Origin of the sequence: Herbiconiux moechotypicola (assembly GCF_024979255.1) — a bacterium.
Classification (GTDB): domain Bacteria; phylum Actinomycetota; class Actinomycetes; order Actinomycetales; family Microbacteriaceae; genus Herbiconiux; species Herbiconiux moechotypicola.
In genome coordinates this window covers 22118-45802 of the sequence record NZ_JANLCN010000011.1, presented here as the reverse complement: position 1 = coordinate 45802, position 23685 = coordinate 22118, and the positions used below count along the sequence as shown (strand labels likewise).

Annotated in this window: 23 protein-coding genes, 1 tRNA gene and 1 pseudogene; 12 read left to right on the top strand and 13 right to left on the bottom strand. The window is 70.3% G+C overall.

The window, feature by feature from the left end; translation table 11 throughout:
* The first annotated feature begins 30 nt into the window (after window positions 1-30).
* A tRNA-Leu gene (locus tag N1031_RS16105) sits at window positions 31-115 on the top strand.
* Window positions 116-251: 136 nt separating this feature from the next.
* Window positions 252-752, top strand: coding sequence for a DUF1269 domain-containing protein (locus N1031_RS16100; protein WP_259480768.1), 501 nt, complete (start codon window positions 252-254; stop codon window positions 750-752).
* Between the two features lie 31 nt (window positions 753-783).
* On the opposite strand, the gene N1031_RS16095 is transcribed toward N1031_RS16100, so the two are convergent.
* The 3 genes from N1031_RS16095 to N1031_RS16085 all read right to left on the bottom strand — a co-directional run bounded on the left by N1031_RS16095 (window position 784) and on the right by N1031_RS16085 (window position 4534).
* Entirely contained in the window at window positions 784-1143 is a 360-nt protein-coding gene (locus N1031_RS16095; protein WP_259480767.1) for a VOC family protein, read from the bottom strand.
* Window positions 1144-1152: 9 nt separating this feature from the next.
* Window positions 1153-2625 (bottom strand): peptide MFS transporter, encoded by a 1473-nt coding sequence (locus N1031_RS16090; RefSeq protein ID WP_259480766.1) that lies wholly within the window; start codon window positions 2623-2625, stop codon window positions 1153-1155.
* 85 nt (window positions 2626-2710) lie between these two features.
* Complete coding sequence (locus N1031_RS16085) at window positions 2711-4534, bottom strand: DEAD/DEAH box helicase (RefSeq protein ID WP_259480764.1); 1824 nt, start codon at window positions 4532-4534, stop codon at window positions 2711-2713.
* A gap of 84 nt (window positions 4535-4618) precedes the next feature.
* On the opposite strand from N1031_RS16085, the gene N1031_RS16080 reads away from it, so the two are divergent.
* Entirely contained in the window at window positions 4619-5431 is an 813-nt protein-coding gene (locus N1031_RS16080) for an SGNH/GDSL hydrolase family protein (RefSeq protein ID WP_259480763.1), read from the top strand.
* Here the strand turns inward: N1031_RS16080 and N1031_RS16075 are convergent.
* The 3 genes from N1031_RS16075 to N1031_RS16065 all read right to left on the bottom strand — a co-directional run bounded on the left by N1031_RS16075 (window position 5420) and on the right by N1031_RS16065 (window position 9173).
* Window positions 5420-6682 (bottom strand): D-alanyl-D-alanine carboxypeptidase family protein, encoded by a 1263-nt coding sequence (locus N1031_RS16075; protein WP_259480762.1) that lies wholly within the window; start codon window positions 6680-6682, stop codon window positions 5420-5422. The genes N1031_RS16080 and N1031_RS16075 overlap by 12 nt on opposite strands.
* Before the next feature lie 73 nt (window positions 6683-6755).
* Window positions 6756-8318: an APC family permease gene (locus tag N1031_RS16070; protein ID WP_259480761.1), complete on the bottom strand. Its 1563-nt coding sequence runs from the start codon at window positions 8316-8318 to the stop codon at window positions 6756-6758.
* 39 nt (window positions 8319-8357) lie between these two features.
* Window positions 8358-9173, bottom strand: coding sequence for a TrmH family RNA methyltransferase (locus tag N1031_RS16065; protein WP_259480760.1), 816 nt, complete (start codon window positions 9171-9173; stop codon window positions 8358-8360).
* Between the two features lie 120 nt (window positions 9174-9293).
* Between N1031_RS16065 and N1031_RS16060 the strand changes: the two genes are divergently transcribed.
* Complete coding sequence (locus N1031_RS16060) at window positions 9294-10145, top strand: Sir2 family NAD-dependent protein deacetylase (protein WP_259480759.1); 852 nt, start codon at window positions 9294-9296, stop codon at window positions 10143-10145.
* Between the two features lie 43 nt (window positions 10146-10188).
* Entirely contained in the window at window positions 10189-10830 is a 642-nt protein-coding gene (locus N1031_RS16055) for a histidine phosphatase family protein (RefSeq protein ID WP_259480758.1), read from the top strand.
* On the opposite strand, the gene N1031_RS16050 is transcribed toward N1031_RS16055, so the two are convergent.
* Together N1031_RS16050 and N1031_RS16045 are read right to left on the bottom strand one after the other, a co-directional pair.
* A complete protein-coding gene (locus tag N1031_RS16050) occupies window positions 10757-11893 on the bottom strand; it encodes a glycosyltransferase family 4 protein (RefSeq protein WP_259480757.1) in 1137 nt (378 codons plus the stop codon). The genes N1031_RS16055 and N1031_RS16050 overlap by 74 nt on opposite strands.
* Window positions 11890-12873: an alpha/beta fold hydrolase gene (locus N1031_RS16045; RefSeq protein ID WP_259480756.1), complete on the bottom strand. Its 984-nt coding sequence runs from the start codon at window positions 12871-12873 to the stop codon at window positions 11890-11892. The genes N1031_RS16050 and N1031_RS16045 overlap by 4 nt, the downstream gene beginning before the upstream one ends.
* Before the next feature lie 80 nt (window positions 12874-12953).
* Between N1031_RS16045 and treS the strand changes: the two genes are divergently transcribed.
* Both treS and N1031_RS16035 read left to right on the top strand, forming a co-directional pair.
* The gene (gene treS / locus N1031_RS16040; RefSeq protein ID WP_375163644.1) at window positions 12954-14744 is read left to right on the top strand and encodes a maltose alpha-D-glucosyltransferase; all 1791 of its coding nucleotides are present in this window, start codon (window positions 12954-12956) and stop codon (window positions 14742-14744) included.
* Window positions 14745-15596, top strand: a complete 852-nt coding sequence (locus N1031_RS16035) for an exonuclease domain-containing protein (RefSeq protein WP_259480753.1) — start codon at window positions 14745-14747, stop codon at window positions 15594-15596.
* On the opposite strand, the gene N1031_RS16030 is transcribed toward N1031_RS16035, so the two are convergent.
* The 4 genes from N1031_RS16030 to glgA form a co-directional block, all read right to left on the bottom strand.
* Entirely contained in the window at window positions 15535-16524 is a 990-nt protein-coding gene (locus N1031_RS16030) for a hypothetical protein (RefSeq protein WP_259480752.1), read from the bottom strand. The two genes, N1031_RS16035 and N1031_RS16030, sit on opposite strands and share 62 nt — an antisense overlap.
* A gap of 342 nt (window positions 16525-16866) precedes the next feature.
* Window positions 16867-17124, bottom strand: coding sequence for a type B 50S ribosomal protein L31 (locus N1031_RS16025; protein WP_259480751.1), 258 nt, complete (start codon window positions 17122-17124; stop codon window positions 16867-16869).
* A 112-nt stretch (window positions 17125-17236) separates the two neighbouring features.
* Complete coding sequence (locus tag N1031_RS16020) at window positions 17237-18019, bottom strand: ABC transporter ATP-binding protein (RefSeq protein WP_259480750.1); 783 nt, start codon at window positions 18017-18019, stop codon at window positions 17237-17239.
* Between the two features lie 91 nt (window positions 18020-18110).
* Complete coding sequence (gene glgA / locus N1031_RS16015) at window positions 18111-19295, bottom strand: glycogen synthase (RefSeq protein ID WP_259480749.1); 1185 nt, start codon at window positions 19293-19295, stop codon at window positions 18111-18113.
* Between the two features lie 48 nt (window positions 19296-19343).
* Between glgA and N1031_RS16010 the strand changes: the two genes are divergently transcribed.
* Window positions 19344-20588, top strand: coding sequence for a glucose-1-phosphate adenylyltransferase (locus tag N1031_RS16010; protein WP_259480748.1), 1245 nt, complete (start codon window positions 19344-19346; stop codon window positions 20586-20588).
* Window positions 20585-21220, top strand: coding sequence for a phosphoserine phosphatase SerB (gene serB / locus N1031_RS16005; protein ID WP_259480747.1), 636 nt, complete (start codon window positions 20585-20587; stop codon window positions 21218-21220). Before N1031_RS16010 ends, serB begins: the two co-directional genes overlap by 4 nt.
* A 130-nt stretch (window positions 21221-21350) precedes the next feature.
* Here serB and fabG read toward each other — a convergent pair whose 3' ends face one another.
* Window positions 21351-22070 carry a 3-oxoacyl-ACP reductase FabG gene (gene fabG / locus N1031_RS16000; RefSeq protein ID WP_259480746.1) on the bottom strand — a complete coding sequence of 240 codons (720 nt, stop codon included), beginning with the start codon at window positions 22068-22070 and terminating at the stop codon, window positions 21351-21353.
* Between the two features lie 81 nt (window positions 22071-22151).
* On the opposite strand from fabG, the gene N1031_RS15995 reads away from it, so the two are divergent.
* The 3 genes and pseudogenes from N1031_RS15995 to N1031_RS15985 all read left to right on the top strand — a co-directional run bounded on the left by N1031_RS15995 (window position 22152) and on the right by N1031_RS15985 (window position 23661).
* Complete coding sequence (locus N1031_RS15995) at window positions 22152-22511, top strand: DUF3099 domain-containing protein (RefSeq protein WP_259480745.1); 360 nt, start codon at window positions 22152-22154, stop codon at window positions 22509-22511.
* Window positions 22511-22732: pseudogene (locus tag N1031_RS15990) on the top strand (hypothetical protein); the annotation flags it as partial. The gene N1031_RS15995 and the pseudogene N1031_RS15990, both read left to right, overlap by 1 nt.
* Before the next feature lie 95 nt (window positions 22733-22827).
* Complete coding sequence (locus N1031_RS15985; RefSeq protein WP_310795711.1) at window positions 22828-23661, top strand: SURF1 family cytochrome oxidase biogenesis protein; 834 nt, start codon at window positions 22828-22830, stop codon at window positions 23659-23661.
* Window positions 23662-23685 lie beyond the last annotated feature (24 nt).

Here is a 23685-nt window from a genome sequence, read left to right as displayed (position 1 = left end):
CAGTCGAGAGATCGGCTGGCCACGACACTCGTCCGGGTGGCGGAAATGGCAGACGCGCTAGCTTGAGGTGCTAGTGCCCGTATAGGGCGTGGGGGTTCAAGTCCCCCCTCGGACACACTGAGTTGAGACAGTGGAAGAAGACCCGGCCTCGTGCCGGGTCTTCTTCTTTTCGGGCTTCTTTTCACGACACGTTCTCCCTGTCGTTCGGTCGCGTCGCCTACGCTGTGGCCTGACACGAAAGGAACTTCATCATGGCCGATCTCATCGTCATCGCCTTCGACTCCGAGACCGAGGCGGAGGGCGCCTACGACAAGGTGCAGGAGCTGCAGGGCGACCTCATCGTGCAGCTCGCCGGGCTCGCACTCGTCACCGTCGACGCCGACGGCAAGACCCACGTCAAGAACCCCGGAGCGGCGGGCAACATCGGGCTCGGCGCCGCGGGCGGCGCGCTCTTCGGCACCCTCATCGGCATCCTGTTCTTCGTGCCGTTCTTCGGGCTCGTCTTCGGCGGCCTGCTGGGCGCGCTGTTCGCCGGCATCGACAAGACGGGGCTCAACAGCGAGTTCCGCTCGCAGGTGAAGGATGCGGTGTCGGCGGGCAAGTCGGCCGTCGTGGTCTACGCCACGAAGCTCACCGAGGACAAGTTCGCCCAGGCCCTCGCGCCCTTTGGCGGCACCGTCATCAAGACCTCGCTGAGCGACGAGGACGAGAAGACGCTCATCCACGACCTCTCGCAGCAGCCGACCGCCTGAGCGCTCTGCCGACCGCTGTGGGCGGGTGCCCTCATCCGCCCACGGCCGCCTTCACCACGCACCACTCGTTGCCCTCGGGGTCGAGCAGCACCTGAAAGCTGCCGACCGAGTCGGCGTGCACCGACCCCACCGCGGTCGCCCCCAGCTCCTCCGCGGAGCGGGTGGCGGCCGCGATGTCGTCGACGGCCACGTCGAGGTGCACCCTGTTCTTCACCGCCTTGCCCTCCGGCACGCGCTGAAAGGCCACCCGCAGCCCTGTGGGCGCGTCGAAGAACGACCAGTCCTCCGATCGGTCGACGGGTGTCGTGCCGCCGAGCACGGCGTGCCAGAAGCGCGCCAGCTCGGCCGGCCGCGCGCAGTCGAAGACGACCTCGTCGAGTGAGCCGAGCATCCGGAGCCCCTAGCGCACGCCGACCATCATGCGGCGCACCCAGGGGGTGAGCGCGAACAGCACACCGCCCACCGCGATCGCCACGAGGCCAGAGATGCCGAAGTAGGGCGGCTCGTCGTTCTCGTTGTAGAACGCGGCCAGAATGCCCGACAAGGCCGTTCCGAGGGCGATGGAGAGGAAGAACAGGGCGACCATCTGTGTCTGGAACACCTTCGGCGCGAGCTTCGTCGAGAGCGAGAGCCCCACCGGCGAGAGCAGCAGCTCGGCGATGGTGAAGACGAAGAGGATGCCCACGAGCGCGAGCAGCGGCGTGCCGTGCGCCCCGGTGCCCGAGAACGGGATGAACAGCAGGAACGCGATGCCCATCACGACCGCGGCCGCCGCGAACTTGTAGGGGGTGGCGGGTTGGCGGTCGCCCCACTTCGTCCAGATGGCGGCGAACACGCCCGAGAGGATGATGATGAAGATCGGGTTGATCGACTGCACCCAGGCCACGGGCATCGTCCAGCCGAACAGGTCGAGGTTCAGCCGGTCGTTGGCGTAGATGGTGACCACGGTGAACTGCTGCTGGTAGAGCGCCCAGAACGCCACGCTGGTGAGGAACATCGGGATGAACGAGATCACCCGCTTGCGCTCGGTGCCGTCGATCTTGGGGCTGGCGAGAATGATCGCGAACAGCGCGATCGACGCGGCGAGGGTCACGAGCGCCACCGCGTCGGCCAGGTTGTCGGCGGTGAGCACCCCCAGAACGACCGCGAGCACGATGACGACGATCGCGGCGATGCCGATGCCCACCATGATGAGGCGGTTCTTGCGCGGCAACGGGTTCGGCACCTCCTTCGACTTCGCCGGCAGGCTGCGGCGCCCGAAGGAGTACTGCACGAGGCCGATGGCCATGCCGACGGCGGCGAGCCCGAAGCCCCAGTGGAAGCCGAGCGATGTCTGCAGCAGACCCGTCAGCAGCGGGCCGAGGAACGCGCCCAGGTTGATGCCGAGGTAGAAGATCGAGAACCCGGCGTCGCGCTTGGCGTCGCCCTCGTCGTAGAGGGTGCCGACGACCGAGGTGGCGTTGGCCTTCACCCCGCCCGAGCCGAGCGCGATGAGGATGAGGCCCGCGCCGAGCCCGACCAGCCCCGGCAAGAGGGAGAGCGCCAGGTGACCGGCCATGACGACGATCGCGCTGAAGAAGAGCGTGCGCTCCGAGCCGAGCAGCCGGTCGGCGATCCAGGCGCCCAGGATCGTGGCGAGGTAGACCGCTCCCCCGTAGGCGCCGATGATGCCGACGGCGACCGGCTTCGGAATGCCGAGACCGCCCTCGGCGGCCGTGTAGAACATGTAGAGCAGCAGGATGCCCTGCATGCCGTAGAACGAGAACCGCTCCCACATCTCCACCCCGAAGACGTGCACGAGCGAGAACGGCTGACCGAAGAACGTCCTCTCCTTCTTCGCGGGGGCGGGAGCGGCGGCGGTCTCAGTCGTCATCCCGCCATCCTGGCACGCGCCCACGCGGCGGCCGGGCATGCGCTCCACCCGCTTTCGGGGGTGGGAGCCGGGCACGGTTCCGGCCTCAGCGGCCGGCGGCGCCCATCCATTTGCGCACCGTGACGATGCGGGCCTGCAGCTGGGTGACGCTCGCCTGGGCGACCGCGGGCCCCCCGCAGATGCGGCGGAGCTCGGCATGGATGAGGCCGTGCGGTTCGTTCGACTGCTTCGACCAGATGCCGACCAGCGAGTTGAGCAGCGTGCGCTGCTCCTTGAGGGTGCGGTAGAGGGGTGCGGGCACGCCACCCTGGTCGGGCGTGTCGCTCTTGGGCAGCCCCGTCTTCTGGGCGTGCTTCTGCTGCCGCGCCTGGCGGTGCTGCAGCAGATCTTTCACCTGGTCGGGTTCGAGCAGGCCCGGCAGCCCCAGGAAGTCGAGTTCCTCCTCGCTGCCGACGACCGCCTGGAAGCCGAACTCGCCGCCGTCGTAGACCACCCGGTCGAAGGTCGCCTCCGACCCGATCGCCACGAACGAGAACTCCTCGGTGAGGCTCTCCGACGCCTTCTCCTCGCGGTTGGCAGCCGCCACCATGGCGTCTTCGGGGTTGTAGAAGTCGCCCTCGGGGTTCGACCCGTCGTCGCGCTTGTCGAGCGCGTGGTCGCGCTCGAGCTCGAGCTTCTCGGCCAGCGCCATGAGCGCGGGCACGTTGGGGAGGAACACGGATGCGGTCTCGCCGCGCCGCCGCGCCCGCACGAAGCGCCCGATCGCCTGGGCGAAGAACAGCGGGGTGGAGGCGCTCGTGGCGTAGACGCCCACCGCGAGCCGGGGCACGTCGACCCCCTCCGACACCATGCGCACCGCCACCATCCAGCGGGAGGTGCCGTCGGAGTACTGCTGGATGCGCTCCGAGGCCTCCTTCTCGTCGGAGAGCACCACGGTGACGCGCTCCCCCGTGATCGACTCGAGGATGGCGGCGTAGGCCCTGGCCACGGTCTGGTCGGTGGCGATCACCAGGCCCCCCGCATCCGGGATCGACTGCCGCACCTCGCTCAGCCGCTTGTCGGCGGCGCCCAGCACCTGTGGAATCCAGTCCCCGGCCGGATCGAGTGCCGTGCGCCAGGCCTGCGAGGTGATGTCTTTCGTGTTGCCCTCGCCGAGCCGGGCCTCCATCTCGTCGCCGACCTTGGTGCGCCAGCGCATGTGGCCGGCGTAGACCATGAACAGCACCGGGCGCACCACGCCGTCTTTGAGCGCGCGACCGTAGCCGTAGCTGTAGTCGCTGCGCGACACGCGGATGCCGTGCTCGTCGGGGAGGTACTCGACGAACGGGATGGGCGAGGTGTCGGAGCGGAACGGGGTGCCGGTGAGGGCGAGCCGGCGGGTGGCGGGCTCGAAGGCCTCGCGCACGGCGTCGCCCCAGCTGAGGGCGTCGCCGCCGTGGTGCACCTCGTCGAGAATGACCAGCGTGTTCGCGCCCTGGGTGAGCTCGCGGTGCAGCGCAGGACGCGCGGCGACCTGGGCGTAGGTGAGTGCGACGCCGTGGAAGTGGCGGCCGAAACGGGACTCGCTGTTCTTGAAGCCCGGGTTCAGCCGCACGCCCGCGCGGTCGGCCGCGTCGGCCCACTGCCGCTTGAGGTGTTCGGTGGGGGCGACCACGATCACGCGGTCGACGGTGCGCCGGTGCAGGAGCTCGGAGGCCAGGCGCAGAGCGAAGGTGGTCTTGCCGGCGCCGGGGGTGGCCGCGGCCAGGAAGTCGCGCGGCTCTTTCGCGAAATAGGCGGTGAGCGCCTCCTCCTGCCAGGCCCGCAGACGGCCCGCCGTGCCCCAGGGTGCACGGGCCGGGAACGAGGGCGAGAGGTGGCCCGCCGCGCTCGTCCCGGGGGCCGGTTCGAAGGCGGGCTGGTCTGTCACGATGTTCGAGGATACCCCCCGCCGATGACACCGCCGAACCGGGCGGAGCTACGCTGGAGGGGCGCGTGAGAGGAGTTCCATCGCATGTCACAGCCCCATCCGTGGCGTCGCTACGTCGCCCTGGGCGACTCGTTCACCGAGGGCATCGGCGACGCCGAGCCCGCCAGCCCCGGAGGTCACCGCGGCTGGGCCGACCGGGTCGCCGAGGTGCTCGCCACCACCGCCGACGGCGAGTTCTCGTATGCCAACCTCGCCATCCGCGGTCGGCTCCTGCAGCAGATCCTCGACGAGCAGGTCGAGCCGGCGCTCGAGCTGCAGCCCGACCTCATCACCATCTCAGCCGGCGGCAACGACGTCATCCGCCCGGGCACCGACCCCGACGACATCGCCGCCCGCTTCGAGGTGGGCATCCGCCGCCTCCGCCGCGACGACGCCACCGTGGTCATCTTCACGGGCGTCGACACCTCGTTCACGCCGGTGTTCCGCGGCATTCGCGGCAAGGTCGCGATCTACAACGAGAACCTGCGGGTCATCGCCGACCGCTACGACTGCATCGTGGCCGACCAGTGGGGTCTCAAGGAGATCCAAGACCCGCGCATGTGGGCCGACGATCGCCTGCACCCCAACTCCCTCGGCCACCACGAGATCGCCCGCATGGTGCTGCGCGCCCTCAACGTCGACAACGACCTGCAGCCGGGCGAGCCCGAGCCGCTGCCCGATCGCAGCTGGCGCCAGGCGCGCGCCGAAGACCTCGTGTGGGCGCGGGTGCACCTCGTGCCCTGGGTGCTGCGGCGCATCACCCATCGCTCGAGCGGCGACGGCATCACGCCCAAGCGCCCGCTCGCCGAGCCCGTGTTCGCGACACCCGCCCAGGCGCAGGAGGGCTCAGCCGAATAGCCGTCCCGGGTTGGCCAGCCGCCAGCCCGCGTCGGCGCCGTCGAGCGCGTCGCCGAGCTCGACCGGCACGGTCAGCTCAGGCCCGTCGAGCGACACCCCGGTCACCGTGAAGCGCGCCGTGCCCACCTCGGTTCCGGATGCGCCCGACTCCAGCGCCTCCGCGTCGACCGAGCGGGTCGCCTCCACCGCAGACCACACCGTCGCGCGCACGTCTTCTGCCGCCACGATGTCGGCCGTGTCGCCCCACGCGGTGGTGTAGCTGCCGAGCACCTCGCCCGCGGTGGCGAGCTGCACGGTCTGGAACCCGCCCGCCGCCGACTGCAGCAGCGCCAGCACCGACGCCTGCAGTGCCTGCTCCGTCGGCGCACCGAGCACCACGCCGACCACCTGCACGAGGCGGTCGCCCGCGGCGACCTCGGCGGCGAAGAGCAGGCAGTAGCCGGCCTCGTCGGTGGTTCCGGTCTTCACCCCGTCGATGCCGGCGGTGCCGAGCAGGTCGTTGGTGTTGTCGATCTGACCCAGCTGCGGGAGGGTGTCGGAGGCGGTGGCCACGATCGCCCCCAGCACCGGGTCGGCCGTGGCGAGGGCCCCGAGCACGAGCAGGTCGTGAGCGGTGCTGCGGGAGCCGGGGTCGAGTCCCGAGGTGTCCACCACGGTGGTGCCCGTGAGCCCCCGATCGGCGAGCCAGGTCGTCGCCGCGGCCAGGTAGGCCTCCACCGAACCGAAGGCCCAGGTGGTGAGGGTGAGGCTGTAGTTGTTGGCCGACTCGAGCATCATGATCTCGATCACCTGACGCTCGCTGAGCACCTGGCCGGGGTACACCGAGGCCCACGACCCGCCCACCGCGATCGTCTGCGCCAGGAAGGCGGCGTCCTGATCGGTCATGGTGAGATCGGGGCCCTGGCCGCCGTCGGTGATGGGCATGGCGTCGAGCACGACGAGCGCGGTGACGGTCTTCGTGATGCTCGCGATCGGCACCGGGTCGGTGCTGCCGCTCGCGCCGAGCACGAGTCCGGCGGGATCGTCGCCCTCTCCGGGCAGCGCGATGGCGCTGGTGCCCTGCGCCGGGGTCGAGAGGGCGGTCGCCGGGGTGATGAGCGGCTCCGAAGCCGTCAGCTCCGCCGCCGCGGCGGGTACCGGGGCCAGCAGGGCGACCGGGAAGTAGGTCGCCGTCATCACCAGCACGAGCAGGAGCGCCCCCACGGCGATCCGCCGTCGCCGGTACACGGCGGGGCTGTGGCGTCGGGTCACCCGCCCATCCTAGGCGAGCGGATGCTGGGCGACCGCTGCGCGCATCCGGCGCCGCGCAACCGCCGCCGTGGGGCTACATCAACCCGCCGTCGACCGAGCGCGGCACCGGGTGTTCGTCTTCGGGCACGAGCACGGCGGTCTCGCGGTTGAGGCTCTGGCCGCGGAAGAAGGGCTTCGCGCGCGGGAAGAACGCCCAGATCACCATGAGCACCGCGCCCAGCGCGAGCGACCCGATGCCGATCACGAACACACCCCCGATGCCGAAGATGACCGTGTAGCCGTAGTCGGGGTCGTACATGTCGACGGCCGACTGGATGAACGCGGCGGTCAGCATGAGGCCGCCGATGAGCGGGAACAGCCCCTTGAAGAGGAAGTTGCGCGGCGTGGTGAAGATCTCCTTGCGGAAGTACCACACGCACGCGAAGCTCGTGAGCGAGTAGTAGAACGCGATGGCCAGGCCGATCGAGAGGATCGTGTCGGAGAGCACGTTCTCGCTCACGAGCGTCATGCCCACGTAGAACGCCACCGCCACCACGCTCATGAACACTGTGGCGAACCGCGGCGTGCGGAACTTCGGGTTGATGCGCCCGAAAGCCTCCGGCAGCGCCTTGTAGGTCGACATGGCAAGGGTGCCGCGGGCCGTGGGGAGGATGGTGGTTTGCGTCGACGAGATGGCCGAGACGCACACCGCCACCACGAGCAGCCATGCCCAGGGGCCGAACACGGCGTCTTTGAGGGCGAAGAACACGTCCTCGGCGTTGTCGGCGTTGCCGAGACCCAGGCCGCTCGTGCCGAGCCCGGCGAACGCCATGGCCGCGACGGTGACCGAGACGTAGGTGACCAGCAGGATGACCGTGGAGAGCACCGCGGCGCGCCCCGGGATGCGCTGCGGGTCTTTCGTCTCCTCGTTGAGCGCGAGGCAGGTGTCCCAGCCCCAGTAGATGAACAGGCACAGCAGGATGGCCTCGGTGAAGCCCGAGAGCGAGGTGAACGCGAACGGGTTGAACCAGTCGAGCTGCGGCGAGGTGGAGCCGGCCGGGGCGGTGCCGGCGAACACGTTCCAGAGCGCGATACCCACGAACAGGATGAGCGCCAGGTACTGGATGCCGAGCAGCACGTTCTGCAGGCGCTCCCCGATCTCGAGCCCCCGCACGCTCACGAAGGTCATCACGCCGATGAACACCACGCCGGTGGCGGTGACCAGCGGCACGTTCTCGTAGAGGTCGGGGTTGTTCGTGAGCAGCCACAGGTACTTGCTGCCGATCTGGGCGAGGTTCGCCAGCACGATGATGCCGGCCACCGCCACGCCCCAGCCGGCCAGCCACCCGGTCCACGGGCCGAACGCCTTCGTCACCCAGGTGAAGGCCGTGCCGCAGTCGGGCACGGCGCGATTCAGCTCACGGTAGGCGTAGGCCGTGAGGAACATCGGGATGAAGGCGAGGATCATCGCGATCGGCGCCTGCGCCCCCACCGCCAGCACCACGAACCCCACGGTCGCCGCGAGCGAGTAGACGGGCGCGGTGGAGGCGAGCCCGATGACCGTCGAACCGACCAGGCCCAGCTTGCCGGCGGCCAGTCCCTTGCCGCCCGTGGCCGTCGACGGCTCCGCCGTGGGCACGGTGCTCTTGTCGCTCACGATCGGGCCTCCCTTGGTTCGGTAGAGGAAGCATAGTGGTCAGGGGCGACGCGCGGTGAGAAGCGCGTAGAGCGCCACGGCACTGGCCGCCGCGACGTTCAGCGAGTCGACCCCGTGCAGCATCGGGATCTCCACCCGCACGTCGGCCGCCGCGAGGGCCTTGCGCCCCAGTCCGTCGCCCTCGGTGCCCATCACCACTGCCACGCGCTCGGGCGCCGACGCCGCGAACTCGGGCAGCGGCACCGAGTGCTCGTCGAGTGCGAGCGCGGCGATGGTGAACCCGGCCTCGTGCAGCAGCGGCCCGGCCTGGCGCCACTCCCCGATGCGCGTCCACGGCACCTGCAGCACCGTGCCCATGCTCACCCGCACGCTGCGACGGTAGAGGGGATCCGCGCAGCGCGGGCTGATGAGCACGGCGTCGGCGCCGAGACCGGCGGCCGACCGGAACGCGGCGCCCACGTTGGTGTGGTCGACGATGTCGTCGAGCACCACGACGGTTCGGGCCGACCGGAGCAGCTCGGCCGCATCCGGGAGCTCGGGCCGGTGCATCGACGCGAGCGCGCCCCGGTGCATGGCGAAGCCGGTGAGCTCCTCGAGCAGCGTGTCGGAGGCGACGAACACGGGCACCTCGGGAAAGCGTTCCGCGATCCACTCCAGCTCGGGCAGCCACTTGCGCTGCAGCAGCACCGAGCGCGGGCGGTGCCCGGCGGCCACCGCGCGGGCGATCACCTTGCTCGACTCGGCGAGGTAGAGCCCGCCGGCGGGTTCGAGCAGTCGCCGCATCGCCACGTCGGTGAGCCCGGCGTAGTCGGCCAGCAGCGGATGCTCGAGCGTCTCGATCTCGATCACGGGCACGGCAGTCTCCTTCCGCCGTCGGCGAATCCACACGTAACTCTGCCAGCTTCGAAACATCCCCGAAAACTTCGCGGCCTAGACTCGCATCAGGCGGCAGCACCGCGCCGCCGAGGAGGTGTCATGATCCCGCTCGTGTCGTCGGTCCCCGGTGTGGCCACCTCTCCCGCGATCGAACAGGCCGTCGAGGTGCTTGCCGGCAAGGCGTTCGTGGTGCTCACGGGTGCCGGAGTCAGCACCGACTCGGGCATCCCCGACTACCGCGGTGCGGGCGCGCCGAAGCGCAACCCCATGACCTTCGACCAGTTCCTCTCCAGCGAGAACTACCGCAAGCGGTACTGGGCCGGCAGTCACCTCGGGTGGACACTGTTCGACGCCGCGCAGCCCAACGAGGGCCATCGAGTGCTCGCCGAGCTCGAAGACGCCGGCGTGGTGACCGGCGTCGTCACCCAGAACGTCGACGGCCTGCACGCGCGCGCCGGCAGCCGCCACCTGGTCGACCTGCACGGTTCGATGGACCGGGTGAACTGCCTGCGGTGCGGTCAGACCTTCGCCCGCGCGAGCGTCGCGCAGCGGATCGTCGAGGCGAACCCCGGCCTCAGCGAACCCGACCTCGTGCGCCTGGCGCCCGACGGCGACGCCGACGTGGCCGAGTACGAGGCCTTCGTGGTGCCCGAGTGCACCGTCTGCGGCGGCACGCTCAAGCCCGACGTGGTGTTCTTCGGCGAGTTCGTGCCCACCGAGAAGTTCGCCGAGGCCTCGGCGATGGTCACGACGGCCGATGCCCTCGTCATCGCGGGCTCGTCGCTCGTGGTCAACTCGGGCATCCGTCTGCTGGAGCTCGCCCGCCGGCGGAAGCTCCCCATCGTCATCGTGAACCGAGGGGTGACCAAGGGCGACGGGCGGGCCACCATCAAGATCGACGCGGGCACCACCGAGACCCTCACCGCCCTCGCCGGGATGCTGCTCTCCTGAGGGCTCGTTCGGGAGCGCCGCCCGCCGCTTAGGATGGGTGGCGATGACTACCTTCACCTTCGTCAGGCACGGGCAGACCGACTGGAACTTCGAGAAGCGCATCCAGGGCACCACCGATGTTCCGCTCAACGACACCGGCCGCGAGCAGGCGAGGGAGACCGGGCTCCTGCTCGCCGAACGCCAGCGCGCGGAGGCCACCTGGAACGGCATCGTCGCGAGCCCGCTCAGCCGGGCCCGCGAGACGGCGGAGATCATCGCCTCGATCGTGGGATTCGACGACGTCGAGCTGGTTCCCGCCATCGCGGAGCGCAGCTACGGCGAGGTGGAGGGCCTCAACGCCGAGGAGCTGCGCGCCCGCTTCCCCGACCCGCTCGCCCCGGTGCCCGGCCGTGAGCGCCGCCGTCACGTGGTGGCGCGCGTGCTCCCCGCACTCGAACTGCTCGCCGAGGAGCACCCGGGAGAGTCGCTCATCGTCGTGTCGCACGGCGGCGTGATCGGCTCGCTCATCCGCTACGTCACCGACAAGGCGCTCCCCGGCCAGGGTCAGTTCATCCCCAACGGCTCGGCGCACGACTTCGTCATCGACGACGGGCACCTCTCGCTCTCCGAGTTCAACGGCGAGGCGATCGACCCCGCCATCCGCCGACGAGCGCCGCTAGCGATCGAGCTGACGCTTCCCAGCTGAACGTCTCGGCCTGGGTGCGCGAGACGCGGGAGCGCTCCGCCCAGGTGCCGGGGTCTTCGAGCGTGCGCACCGCGGCCGCGAAGGCGTCGGGGTCGCGAGCCGGCGCGAGCAGAGCGGCCTCTCCCCCGATCTCCCGGAACACCGGGATGTCGCTCACGACCACCGGTGTGCCCGCCCCCATCGACTCCACCAGCGGGATGCCGAAACCCTCGTCGAGCGACGCCGTCACGAGCGCCGTGGCCTCGCCGAGCAGCTCCTGATAGCGCTCGTCGCTCACCCCGTCGTGGAACACCAGCCGTGCGTCCGGGGCCGCCGCCCTCAACCGCGCCTTGTCCGCATCCGTCGACCGGCTGAGCAGGTGCAGCGTGTAGCCGGGCAGCGCGGCCGTGGCCCGCACGAGGGTCTCCACGTTCTTGTAGGGCATGAACGAGCCCATGTAGAGCAGTGAGCGGGCGGATGCGCGGCGCGCGGCATCGGCGGCGGCCGCGTCGGCGACGTCCCGCCCGGGCAGATCGGCCGCGTTGCGGGCCACCACGACGGGCCGCTTGGTGAGATGGTGCTGCTCGATGAGCTGCTCGGTCGTGTGCGAGACCGTGACCACGGCGTCGGCCCGGTTGAGCAGCATCCGCTGCGGCCACCAGGCGAGGTGGTACAGCCGCCACAGCACCCGCACGAAGGCCGGCAGGTCGTGCGGCGGGGTGGGGTTGGAGTAGTAGATGAGGTCGTGCACGGTGAGGGCCAGCCGGTAGCGGCGGCCCAAGGTGCCCATGGTCTGCATGGGGCTGAACACGGCGTCGGGATGCGCGCGGTCGACCTGGAGGGCGACGAGGGGCTCGAGCGGGCTGGTGGGGCCTGACACCAGGCGCCAGGGCAGCTCGGGGAGCATGGCGAGCTGGCGCTCGTCGCTGATGAGCATGAGCAGTTCGATCGGCTCGCCGGCGTCGTCGAGCAGTTCGCCCCGGTCGGAGAGCGCCTTCAGGGCCCCAGCGATGCCCGCGGTGTAGCGGCTGATGCCGTCGTGCCGGGCGATGCGGGTGTAGCGGCAGTCGAGGGCGAGTCTCATGCGGTCGTGGTGCCCTCGGTCGCGCCGTCGGCGATTCTGGGCCGCTCGCCCAGGAAGAGCTCGATGGCGGCGGCGGCCTCGCAGGGCCTTTCGTAGTGGATGAGGTGGCCCACCTCGTCGAGCACCACCAGTTCGGCGGCGGGCATCGCCGCCTGCAGTGCGTGCTGGGCCTCGATCGGCGTGATGTCGTCGCGGTCGGCGGCCACGAGGAGCGTCGGCGTGGCGATGGCCGGGCCGAACTCGCTCACGTCGTGGCTCACCGAGGCCCGGAACGCGTCGAGCACCACCGAGCGGTTCGTGAACGCGCTGAAGTAGCGGTCGTGCTGGTCGTGGATCCAGCGGCGCAGCTCGCGGTCGTGGGTCTTGGCCATCGACACGCTGATGACGCGCACCACCAGGGCGCTCCGCAGCACCGCGAAGCCGAGGCGCTCGGGCAGGGCGGCGGCGACGCGGTAATAGCCGATGGCGAGCTTGGTGAGCACGCCTCGCGGCCCGCTGAGCGCGGGCGCGGCGATGGGGTTGATGAGCACGATCGAATCGGCGGCGGGCGGCTCGAGTCCGGTCGCACCGGCGGCGGCGGCCGAGACGACGATGGAGCCGAAGGAGTGCCCCACCAGCACCACCTGCGCCGTGGGTGACTCCGCCTTCACCAACGGCACCAGCGCATCCAGCCAGCCCACGTAGCCGGCCAGGTCGTGTTCGCGCGGCAGGGGGCCCGACTCGCCGAAACCGGGCAGGTCGGGGGCGACGATGCGCCTGCCCGCGGCCCCGAGGTGAGCGATCACGGGTTCGAGGCCGTGGTGGTCGCCGCGGAAGCCGTGCACCACCACGATCACGGTGTCGGCAGCCGTGCGGGAGCCGGCGTCGGTGCCTGCCGCGCCGTACTCCCAGATGCGGGTGGTGGCACCCGCCACCTCCGCGACCCGTTCGGTGACGGGTATCCGGGCGAGTTCGACGGCATAGGGCGAGGCGACGGTCATCCGTTCCAGCTTAGACGCCGGTTGCGGTGCGGCCCTGGTGGACTAGCGTGAGTCCTCGAGTGCAACGACCTGCCGAAGGGATGCCCGTGAGCTTCACCGCCCCCATCCAGCTGCCCGGACTCACGCTCGACACCCAGTGGTACAAGCGCTCGGTGTTCTACGAGGTGATGATCCGCTCCTTCGTCGACTCCAACGGCGACGGCTTCGGCGACATCGCCGGGCTCATCTCCAAGCTCGACTACCTGCAGTGGCTCGGCATCGACGCGCTCTGGCTGCCGCCGTTCTACCAGTCGCCCATGCGCGACGGCGGGTACGACGTCTCCGACTTCAAGGCGGTGCTGCCCGACTACGGCACGGTCGAGGAGTTCCGCGAGCTCGTGACGAAGGCGCACGAGCGCAACATGCGCATCCTCATCGACTTCCCGCTCAACCACACCTCCGACCAGCACGAGTGGTTCCTGCAGTCGCGCGAAGACCCGGACGGCCCGTTCGGCGACTTCTACGTGTGGAGCGACACCGACGAGAAGTACGAGAACATCCGCATCATCTTCGTCGACACCGAAGACTCCAACTGGACCTTCGACCCGGTGCGACGGCAGTTCTTCTGGCACCGATTCTTCTCGCACCAGCCCGACCTCAACTTCGAGAACCCCGCGGTGCACGAGGCCATCTTCGACACGGTGCGGTTCTGGCTCGACATGGGCGTCGACGGCATCCGGCTCGACGCCATCCCCTACCTCTACGAGAGCGACGAGGGCAACGGCGAGGGCGAGCCGAAGACGCACGAGTTCATCGTGGCGCTGCGGGCGATGATGGACAGCGAGTACCCGGGCCGGATGCTCGTGGCCGAGGCCAATCAGTGGCCGCGCGAGGTGGCCGCGTTCTTCGGCACCGAGGAGGAGCCGGAGTGCCACATGGCGTTCGACTTCCCGGTGATGCCGCGCATCTACTACTCGCTGCGGTCGCAGAAGGCCGACGAGCTCATCCGGGTGCTGTCGGAGACCACCGCCATCCCGTCGGGCGCGGCGTGGGGAGTCTTCCTGCGCAATCACGACGAGCTCACGCTCGAGATGGTGTCGGAGGAGTACCGGCAGGCGATGTACGGTTGGTACGCCTACGATCCGCGGATGCGCTCGAACATCGGCATCCGGCGCCGGCTCGCTCCGCTGCTCGACAACTCCCGGGCCGAGCTCGAGCTCGTGCACGCGCTGCTGTTCGCCCTGCCAGGATCGCCGTTCCTCTACTACGGCGACGAGATCGGCATGGGCGACAACATCTGGCTGCCCGACCGCGACTCCTCGCGCACACCGATGCAGTGGACGCCTGACCGCAACGCCGGATTCTCGACGGCCGACCCGGGAAAGCTCTTCCTGCCCGTGGTGCAGTCGCTGGTCTACAACTACTCGCTGGTGAACGTGGAGTCGCAGCTGGCGCAGTCGCGCTCGCTGCTGCACTGGGTGCGCAACGTCATCCACGTGAGGAAGGCGCATCCCACTTTCGGGCTCGGCACCATGGAGGTGCTGCCGACCGATCACGAGTCGGTGCTGGCGTTCGTGCGCTCGTACGAGGGCGCGGGCGACTACTTCGGCGACGGGCCCGAAGACGTGCTGTGCGCATTCAACTTCGCGCACAACCCGGTGTCGACCACCATCACGGCGCCGCAGTTCGCCGGGCGGCGGGTGTTCGACCTGTTCGGGCACGCGGAGTTCCCGGCGTTCGACGCCGAGGGGCGGCTGACGCTCACGTTCGGCACGCAGACGTTCTACTGGCTGCACGTGGCGCCGCTGCCGGAGGGCGTGTCGGTGCCGGGTGTGCCAGGGGCGGGCGTGTCGGTGCCGGGTGATGTCGGGGGTGCCGACCAGACTGGCTAGATGCCGAGCATCGACGTCCCCCTCTTCGATCTCCCGGCCGAGCCCGCCGCTCCGGCCCGCACCGCTCCCGCGGTCGTCGACCGTCCCGGCCCGCAGCCGGCGCTGTTCGAGACGGCCGAGGTGCTGCTCAGCCCACTGCCGACCTGGGCCGGCCGACTCGCGGTGTTCGACCTCGAGACCACGGGCATCGACGTGGAGACCAGCCGGGTGGTCACCGCCAACGTCAGCCGTCTCGATGCTGCCGGCGCGGTGGTGCGGCGGCGTGACTGGCTGGCCGACCCCGGGGTCGAGATCCCGGTGCAGGCCACCGCGGTGCACGGGGTCGCGACTGCGCGTGCGCGCGCCGAGGGGCGACCGGCGGCCGAGGTGGTGGGCGAGGTGGTGGCCGAGCTGCGCGCCGCCCTCGAAGACGGCTACGCGATCGTGGTGTACAACGCGCCCTACGACTTCACCCTGCTCGCTCGTGAGGCGGTGCGGCACGGCGTCGAACCGCTGGTCGAGCCCGGGCCGGTGATCGATCCGCTCGTGATCGACAAGCAGGTCGACCGCTACCGCAAGGGCAAGCGCACACTCGAGGCCACGGCCGAGGTGTACGGCGTGGAGCTCACCGCGGCGCACGACGCCGGGGCCGACGCCATCGCGGCGGGGCGCGTGGCGCAGGCTCTCGGGTTGCGGCACGGCGCGGTGCTGCCCGACTCGGCGGCGGAGCTGCACGACGCGCAGGCCGCGTGGCACGAGGCGCAGTGCGCCGACTTCGAAGACTACATGCGCCGCGTGCGCGACCCCGGGTTCACGGCACGGCGGGGGTGGCCGGAGGTGCCGGCGGGCTCGGGGGCTCGCAGCGCTTCCTGAGCGCGTCGGCCCGCGCCGGATCGAGGCGGCGGAGGCGGGCTTTCCGGCAGTTCTGCGCCACGATCCAGCGCGCATCCGCATCGCCCGCCTCGGCCCACCGGTCGAGCGTGTCGAAGGCTTCGTCGGGCGTCCCCACCGCCAGCACACTCCAGCCGTAGCCGAGCGTCTGGCGCAGCACCCGCCTCGCCTCCCGGAGCTCGGCCGTAGGGGCGCTTGGCGCTTCACAGCCGTCTCCGGGGCGGGTGATCGCGGTCATCGCGGCCTCAAGGAGTGCCTGCCCGCGCAGCGCCGACTCCCGGTCGCGTACAAGCCTCGGTTCGGCGATCGCCGCCACCACGGCCCGGAGGAGCAGCATCCCCGAGGCGAGCACGTGCTGGGCATCGGCGTCATCAGCGTCGCCCTCGCCGGACGCGAGACCGAGCCTGGCGACGTTCATCAACGCGGTCGCGCGGGTGGTCCATTGCTCAGCGATCCGCCACATCAGTCCGGGCTCGACGTCTCCGACGTGCTGCAGCGCCATCGCCACGCCCTCGCGCACCCTCCACCGCGCATCCCCCGCCGAACGCACCAGCTCCCAGATGAACGGCGCGGCCCCTGCTTCCCCGTCACCCGCTGCGTCGTGGCGCACCGCGCCGGCGAGCTCTCCGATGACGGGTGCGGCCGACGCTTCACCGTCGCCCGCCGCGCCATGGTGCACCGCGCCGAGCAGGTCCCACCCCAGCGCGATCGTGCCGCACAGCGCCTCGAACTCGTCGTCACTCCCGCGCCACCGCGCCCGCAGCGCCGGAGATGCGAGCTCGGCCGCGGCCGACGCCAGCGCGAGATTAGCTCGCGGACCGGGCAATCCCGACTCGGCGGCGAGCACGCTCCCCCACCGCTCCTCCGGAACACCCTCCAACCGCTCCCGATACCCCGCCCCGCCCTTCACCCCGCCATCCTCCCACCCGCGTGGCGCCCCTCCCGCCCGGATGGCGCCCCCTGCCGCCCGCGTGGGGCCCCTCCCGCCCGGATGGCGCCCCCTGCCACCCGCGTGGGGCCCCTCCCGCCCGGATGGCGCCCCCCTGCCACCCGCGTGGGGCCCCTCACCCGATCGGCGCCTTTCTCACCCGCGTGGCGCTGATCGCGTTCACAACGCCACTCCTCACGACGACCGAGCCGTTTGTGGCGTCGATGTGGTCCAGGCGTGGCATGATCGACCGGCGCGCACCCGAACGCCGAAGGGCCCCGCCGACCGGAGTCAGCGGGGCCCTTCGAGGCGGTGGGGCGAAGGTTACTTCGAGCCGCCGAAGCCCTTGTAGCGGTTCTTGAACTTCTCCACGCGGCCGGCGGAGTCGAGGATGCGCTGCTTGCCGGTGTAGAACGGGTGCGACTCCGACGAGATCTCGACGTCGATGACGGGGTAGGTGTTGCCGTCCTCCCACTCGATCGTCTTCGACGACGACACGGTCGAACGGGTGAGGAAGGTCGCGCCCGAGGCGAGGTCGCGGAACACGACTGCTTCGTACGTGGGGTGGATCTCGGTCTTCATGGGTGTGTCCTTGATTCTTCGGCGGGATGGATGTCTTCGGGCGAACGGAGCGTCCGAAGGCGAAAATCGTCGGTCGCGGCGGGCGAACCAGCTACCTAGCTTAGCAGAAGGGTCACGCTGCGCGAGCAGTGAAACGCCCGTCGGTCTCGGTGAGCGAGATCGGCAGGCCGAACGTGGTCTCGAGGTTCTGGGCGGTGAGCACCTCACCGAGCGGTCCCTGGGCCACGACCCCGCCGCGGCCGAGCAGCAGCGCGTGGGTGAAACCCTTGGGGATCTCCTCGACGTGATGCGTCACCATCACGATCGCGGGGGCCTCGGGAGCCGAGGCATAGCCTCCGAGCAGGGTGAGCAGCTCCTCGCGCGCACCCAGGTCGAGCGAGGCCGCGGGCTCGTCGAGCAGCAGCAGCTCGGGGTCGGTCATGACCGAGCGGGCGATCTGCACCCGCTTCTGCTCGCCATCGCTCAGCGAGCCGAACAGCCGGTCGGCGAGATGGTCGAGCTTCCACTCGGCCAGTACGCGCTGGGCACGCCGCTCGTCGATCTCCTCGTACGTCTCGTTCCACCGTCCCGTGACCGAGTACGCCGCCGTGAGCACCACGTTCAGCACCGTCTCGTTGGCCGGGAAGCGCCGCGCCATAGCGCTCGAGGCGAATCCCACGCGCGGCCGCAGCTCGAACAGGTCGACCTCGCCCAGTCGCCCGTCGAGCACCTGCACGGCACCGCCCGAGGGGTGGCTCATCGCCGCCGCGATCTGCAGCAGCGTGGTCTTGCCCGCGCCGTTGGGCCCGAGCACCACCCAGCGCTGATCGCCGTCGACCTTCCAGTGCACCCCGCTGAGGATCGTGGTTCCATCGCGGACAACCGAAACGTCTTCGAGATCGAGCACACTGGGCATGCTTCTAAGCCTAGTCAGTCGCGACGACCCTCCTGCACCGTCGGCGCGCCGCGCATCCGCTCTCGTCGACGGTTGTCAGCCTGCCGGGGCGCTACCGGACGAGCGACCGATAGATACCCGCGGTCTGCTCGGCGATCCTCCCCCAGCTGAACTCGGCCTCGGCCCGTGCCCGCCCGGCGCGCCCCATGCGCGCGGCTTCCTCGGGGTCGGCGAGCACCCGGATGAGCGCGGCGGCCAAATCGGAGACGAAGCGATCCGGGTCGGTCGGCGTGCCCGTGCCGTCCTGCAGCTGCTCGATCGGCACCAGCACACCGGTGACGCCGTCGTCGACGACCTCGGGGATGCCGCCCGTGGCGGTGCCGACCACGGGCAGCCCGCAGGCCATGGCCTCGAGGTTCACGATGCCGAGCGGTTCATAGACGGAAGGGCATACGAACACCGTCGCCGCCGTGAGCACCGCCGAGAGCTCGTGCTGCGGCAGGATCTCCTCGATCCACACGATGCCCGTGCGGGTCTCCTGCAGCGCACGCACCGCCGAGCTCACTTCCTCGAGGATGGCGGGCGTGTCGGGGGCGCCGGCGCAGAGCACGACCTGCACCTCGGCCGGCAGCTTCTCGAGCGCGCGCAGGAGGTAGGGCAGGCCCTTCTGCCGGGTGATGCGACCGACGAAGACGACGGTGGGGCGGGAGGCGTCGATGCCGAGGCGTTCCAGTACCGACGCATCCTGAACCGGCTTCCACTTCGCGAGGTCGATGCCGTTGTAGACCGTGGTGACCTTCGCTTCGTCGAGCGCGGGGTACGAGCGCAGGATGTCGCGGCGCATGCCGTCGGAGACCGCGATCACGGCGTCGGCCGACTCGAACGCGTCCCTCTCGATCTGCGACGAGATGCGGTATCCGCCGCCCAGCTGCTCGGCCTTCCAGGGCCGCAGGGGCTCGAGCGAGTGCGCCGTCACGACGTGGGGAACGTCGTGCAGCAGAGCGGAGAGCCGCCCGGCCGCGTTGGCGTACCAGGTGTGGGAGTGCACCAGCGAGGTTCCCGCGGTCGCCTCGGCGATCTGCAGGTCGACACCGAGGGTGCTGAGGCTCGCGTTCGCACCCGCCAGCTCGACCGGGGGGCGGTAGGCGAACACGCCTGGCTCGTCACGCGGCGCGCCGAAGCAGCGCACGGCCACGTCGAGGTGCTCGCGCAGCCCCTTCACGAGCTCCGCGACATGCACTCCGGCACCCCCGTAGACCTCCGGCGGATACTCCTTGGTGATGACGTCGACTCGCATGCTTGAACCGTAGTACGCGCGGGCCCAAACCTCATTAGTGTTGTGCCTATGGCAGCATCAAAGAAGATCTTCGGCATCGTTCTCGCCGGAGGCGAGGGCAAGCGCCTCATGCCGCTCACCGCCGATCGCGCGAAGCCGGGTGTGCCCTTCGGCGGCGGCTACCGCCTCATCGACTTCGCGCTGTCCAACCTCGTGAACTCCGGGCTGCAGCAGATCGTGGTGCTCACCCAGTACAAGTCACACTCGCTCGATCGCCACGTGTCGCAGACCTGGCATCTCAACGGGCTGCTCAACTCCTACATCGCGTCTGTGCCGGCTCAGCAGCGCCTCGGCAAGCGCTGGTTCAGCGGATCGGCCGACGCCATCCTGCAGTCGCTCAACCTCATCCGCGACGAGAACCCCGACATCGTCGTCGTGGTCGGCGCGGATCACGTCTACCGCATGGACTTCGGCCAGATGATCGACGCCCACATCGCCTCGGGCGCCGGGGCGACCGTCGCGGCCATCCGCCAGCCGATCGAACTCTCCGACCAGTTCGGCGTCATCCAGACCGAGCCGGGCGACCCCACGCGCATCGCCGAGTTCCTCGAGAAGCCGAAGGATGCGGTGGGCCTGGCCGACGCCCCGCACGAGGTGCTCGCCTCGATGGGCAACTACGTCTTCGACGCCGACCAGCTCATCGACGCGGTCATCCGCGACGGCGAGCGGCCCGAGTCGAGCCACGACATGGGCGGAGACATCATCCCCGACTTCGTGGCCTCGAACAACGCGGCAGTCTACGACCTCAATCGCAACGACGTGCCCGGCTCCACCGATCGCGACCGCTACTACTGGCGCGACGTGGGCACCATCGACTCGTTCTACGACGCCCACCAAGACCTCATCGCCGCCCTGCCCGTGTTCAACCTCTACAACGAGCGCTGGCCCATCTACACGCAGGCGCTGAACTCCCCGCCGGCCAAGTTCGTGCGAGACAGCAAGGGCAACCCGGGCATGACGGTCGAGTCGATCGTCTCGCTCGGCTGCCTCATCTCGGGTGCTCGCGTGGAGGGCAGCGTCGTCGGCCCGTGGACGACGGTCGACTCCGGGGCGCTCGTGCAGCAGTCGGTGCTGTTCGACCGGGTGCAGATCGAACCGGATGCGGTGGTGCGGCGGGCTATCCTGGACAAGAACGTGGTGGTCTCGGCCGGTGCCCAGGTGGGCGTCGACCTCGAGCGCGACCGGGAGCGCGGCTTCACGGTCACCGATTCCGGCATCACGGTGGTGGGTAAGGGAGTTCGCGTAGTTCCATGAGTCTTCTCGTCGTGCTCGATGTCGATTCGACCCTCATCGAGAACGAGGTGATCGAGATGCTCGGCGACTACGCCGGCTGCCACGCCGAGGTGGCCGAGGTCACCGAGCGCGCCATGCGCGGCGAACTCGACTTCGCCCAGAGCCTCCGCGCCCGCGTCGCCCTCCTCGAAGGCCTCCCCGACGACTGCTTCGCGCGCGCCCGCGCCGAGATCACGGTCACCACGGGCGTGCCTGAGATGATCGCAGCCATACATGCCGCAGGCGGCATGGTGGGCGTCGTCTCAGGCGGCTTCCACGAAGTGCTCGACCCGCTCGCCGAATCCCTCGGCCTCGACCACTGGCGCGCCAACCGCCTGGGCGTCCGCGACGGCCGCCTCACCGGCGAGGTGTCCGGCCCCATCGTCGACCCCCAGAGCAAAGCGGATGCGCTACTCGAATGGGCGTCGGCCGAAGGCATCCCCCTCTCCCGCACGATCGCGGTCGGAGACGGAGCCAACGACCTCCGCATGATGGAGGTCGCTGCGCTCTCGGTCGCCTTCCACGCGCGACCCCTGGTCCGCGAGAATGCCGACCTGGTCATGGACGACCGAGACCTCTCCCAACTCCTCCCCCTGCTGGGCCTCCGGGGCTGACCCGAAGTAGCTCGGTGGGGTGGGTTTCCGGCCTCCGCCGCCTTTGAGCTCCGCTCAACCCTTAGGCGGAGGCCGGAAACCCACCCCACCGAGCGTCCCGCGCGCAGGACACGCTCCCGGAGGAGGCCCCCTAGTGGCCCATGCCGAGGCCCCCGTCGACGGGGATGACGGCGCCAGAGATGTAGGCGGCGTCGTCGGAGGCGAGCCAGGTGACCGCTTTGGCGACCTCGGCCGCGGAGCCGTAGCGGCCGGCGGGGATGTTCTTCTTGTACTCGGCCTGCTGGGCTTCGGGGAGTTCGGCGGTCATGTCGGTCTCGATGAAGCCGGGGGCCACGACGTTGGCGGTGATGCCGCGGGCGCCGAGCTCACGGGTGAGTGAGCGGGCGAAGCCGACGAGAGCGCTCTTGGAGGCGCTGTAGTTGACCTGGCCGGCGGAGCCGTAGAGCCCGACCACGCTGGAGATGAGCACGACGCGGCCGAAGCGGGCCTTGAGCATCCCCTTCGACGCGCGCTTCACGACGCGGAAGGCGCCGCCGAGGTTGGTGTCGATCACGTCGGTGAAGTCGTCTTCGGACATGCGCATCAGGAGGGTGTCGCGGGTGATGCCCGCGTTGGCGACGACGACTTCGACGGGGCCGAGGGCGGTCTCGACCTCGGTGAAGGCGGCGTCGATCGAGGCGGAGTCGGTCATCTCGGCGCGCACGGTGAGGCTGCCGGCGGGGCCTTCGCCCGAGCGGGCGGTGACGGCCACGCGGTGGCCCTGGGCGAGGAACTCCTCGGCGATGGCGTAGCCGATGCCGCGGTTGCCTCCGGTGATGAGAACGGTTCTGGGGGTGCTGGTCGTGGTCACCCTGACAGCGTAGTCACCTCGGCCGGATGCCGTCGGTCGCGCAGGATGCTGTCGGCTGCGGAGCGTAGGCTGGAAGCAATCATGAAGCAGCGGCACCCGTCGGTCACGAGTCTCCCGCCGTCGCCCGACGACGAGCGGCGCGGTCGCATGACCAAGTACCTCGTCATGATGTCGATCCGCGTGGTGTGCCTGGTGCTCATCCTGTTCGTGCGGGAGTGGTGGGCGGTGGTGCTGCTGGCGGCCGGGGCCGTGCTCATCCCCTATTTCGCCGTGGTGGTGGCGAACGTGGGCAGTTCGTGGGTGAGCAAGGCCGAGCGTCCCGGGGCGATCGAGGTGTTCCGGCGGCCGGATACGCCGGGCGGCCCGAGTGCGCAGGGCCCGGATGAGCGGGCCTTCCCGGATGCACAGGGCGCGAGTTCGGGCGAAGGGCGCACCTCGTGATCGGGTTGCCGTTCGGGGGTGAACCCGGGGCCTCGGAGTGCTCGCGCGCGGGTTGCCGTGTCGACGCCGCGTGGCGCATCGAGTGGCGCAACCCGAAGATCCACGACGAATCGCGACGCAAGGTGTGGGTCGCCTGCGACGAACACGTCGGGTACCTGCGCGAGTTCCTCGCCGCACGCGACTTCCCGCTCGAGGTGCTGCCGCTGTCGGCGCCCCCGTCGACAGCGGCGCTGCCGGCCACCGCGGCGTCCCCTGCGGCCGTCGACCCCACCGCATCCTCCCCCACTACATCCTCCCCCACCGAGGCCGCCTCGTGATGGGCTGGCGCTTCCTCCTGCACCGCCGTTGGGCGGGCTATCTCGCCATGACCATCGTGTTCGCGACCGTCTGCGTGCTGCTCGCCCTCTGGCAGCTCGCCCGGCGCGACGAAGCCGTGGCCGAGATCAACCGAGTCGCCGCCAACTACGACGCCGAGCCCGCTCCTCTGGCCGACGTTCTGCCCGCGCTCGACTCCTACGACCCGTCGCAGGAGTGGCTCACCGCCGAGCTCAGCGGCCACTACCTCATCGACGACCAGGTGCTCGTGCGCAACCGTCCGCTGGGCGGCGACGTCGGGTTCGACGTGCTGGTGCCGTTCCAGCTCGACAGCGGCGAGGTGTTCGTGGTCGACCGCGGCTGGGTGCCCACCGGTGAACGGCAGGATGCACCCGACAGCATCCCCGCGGCCCCGACCGGCGCCCAGACGATCGTCGTGCGGCTCAAGGCGAGCGAGCCCCACCAAGACAACACCGGGGCAGTGGACGGTCAGCTCTCCACCATCGAGGTGCCCGAGGTGGCCGACCGCGTCGGCCTGCCCACCTACACCGCCGCCTACGGCCTCCTCGACTCGGAAGACCCGGCGCCGGCCGAACGACCCATGGCCATGCCGCGGCCGCAGCCCGACGAGGGCGCGCACCTCAGTTACACCTTCCAGTGGTTCTGCTTCGGCCTGCTCGGGTTCGTGGGGCTCGCGTACATCGTGCGGCAGGAGTACCGCCGCGCGAACGAGGACGACCCCGAAGAGCAGGAGCGCGCCGCCGAGCGCGAGCGTAAGCGGCTGGCGAAGCGAACGGATGCTCAGGTCGAGGACGAGATCCTCGACGCCCGCTAACGTCTCGATCGGCTCCGCGCATCC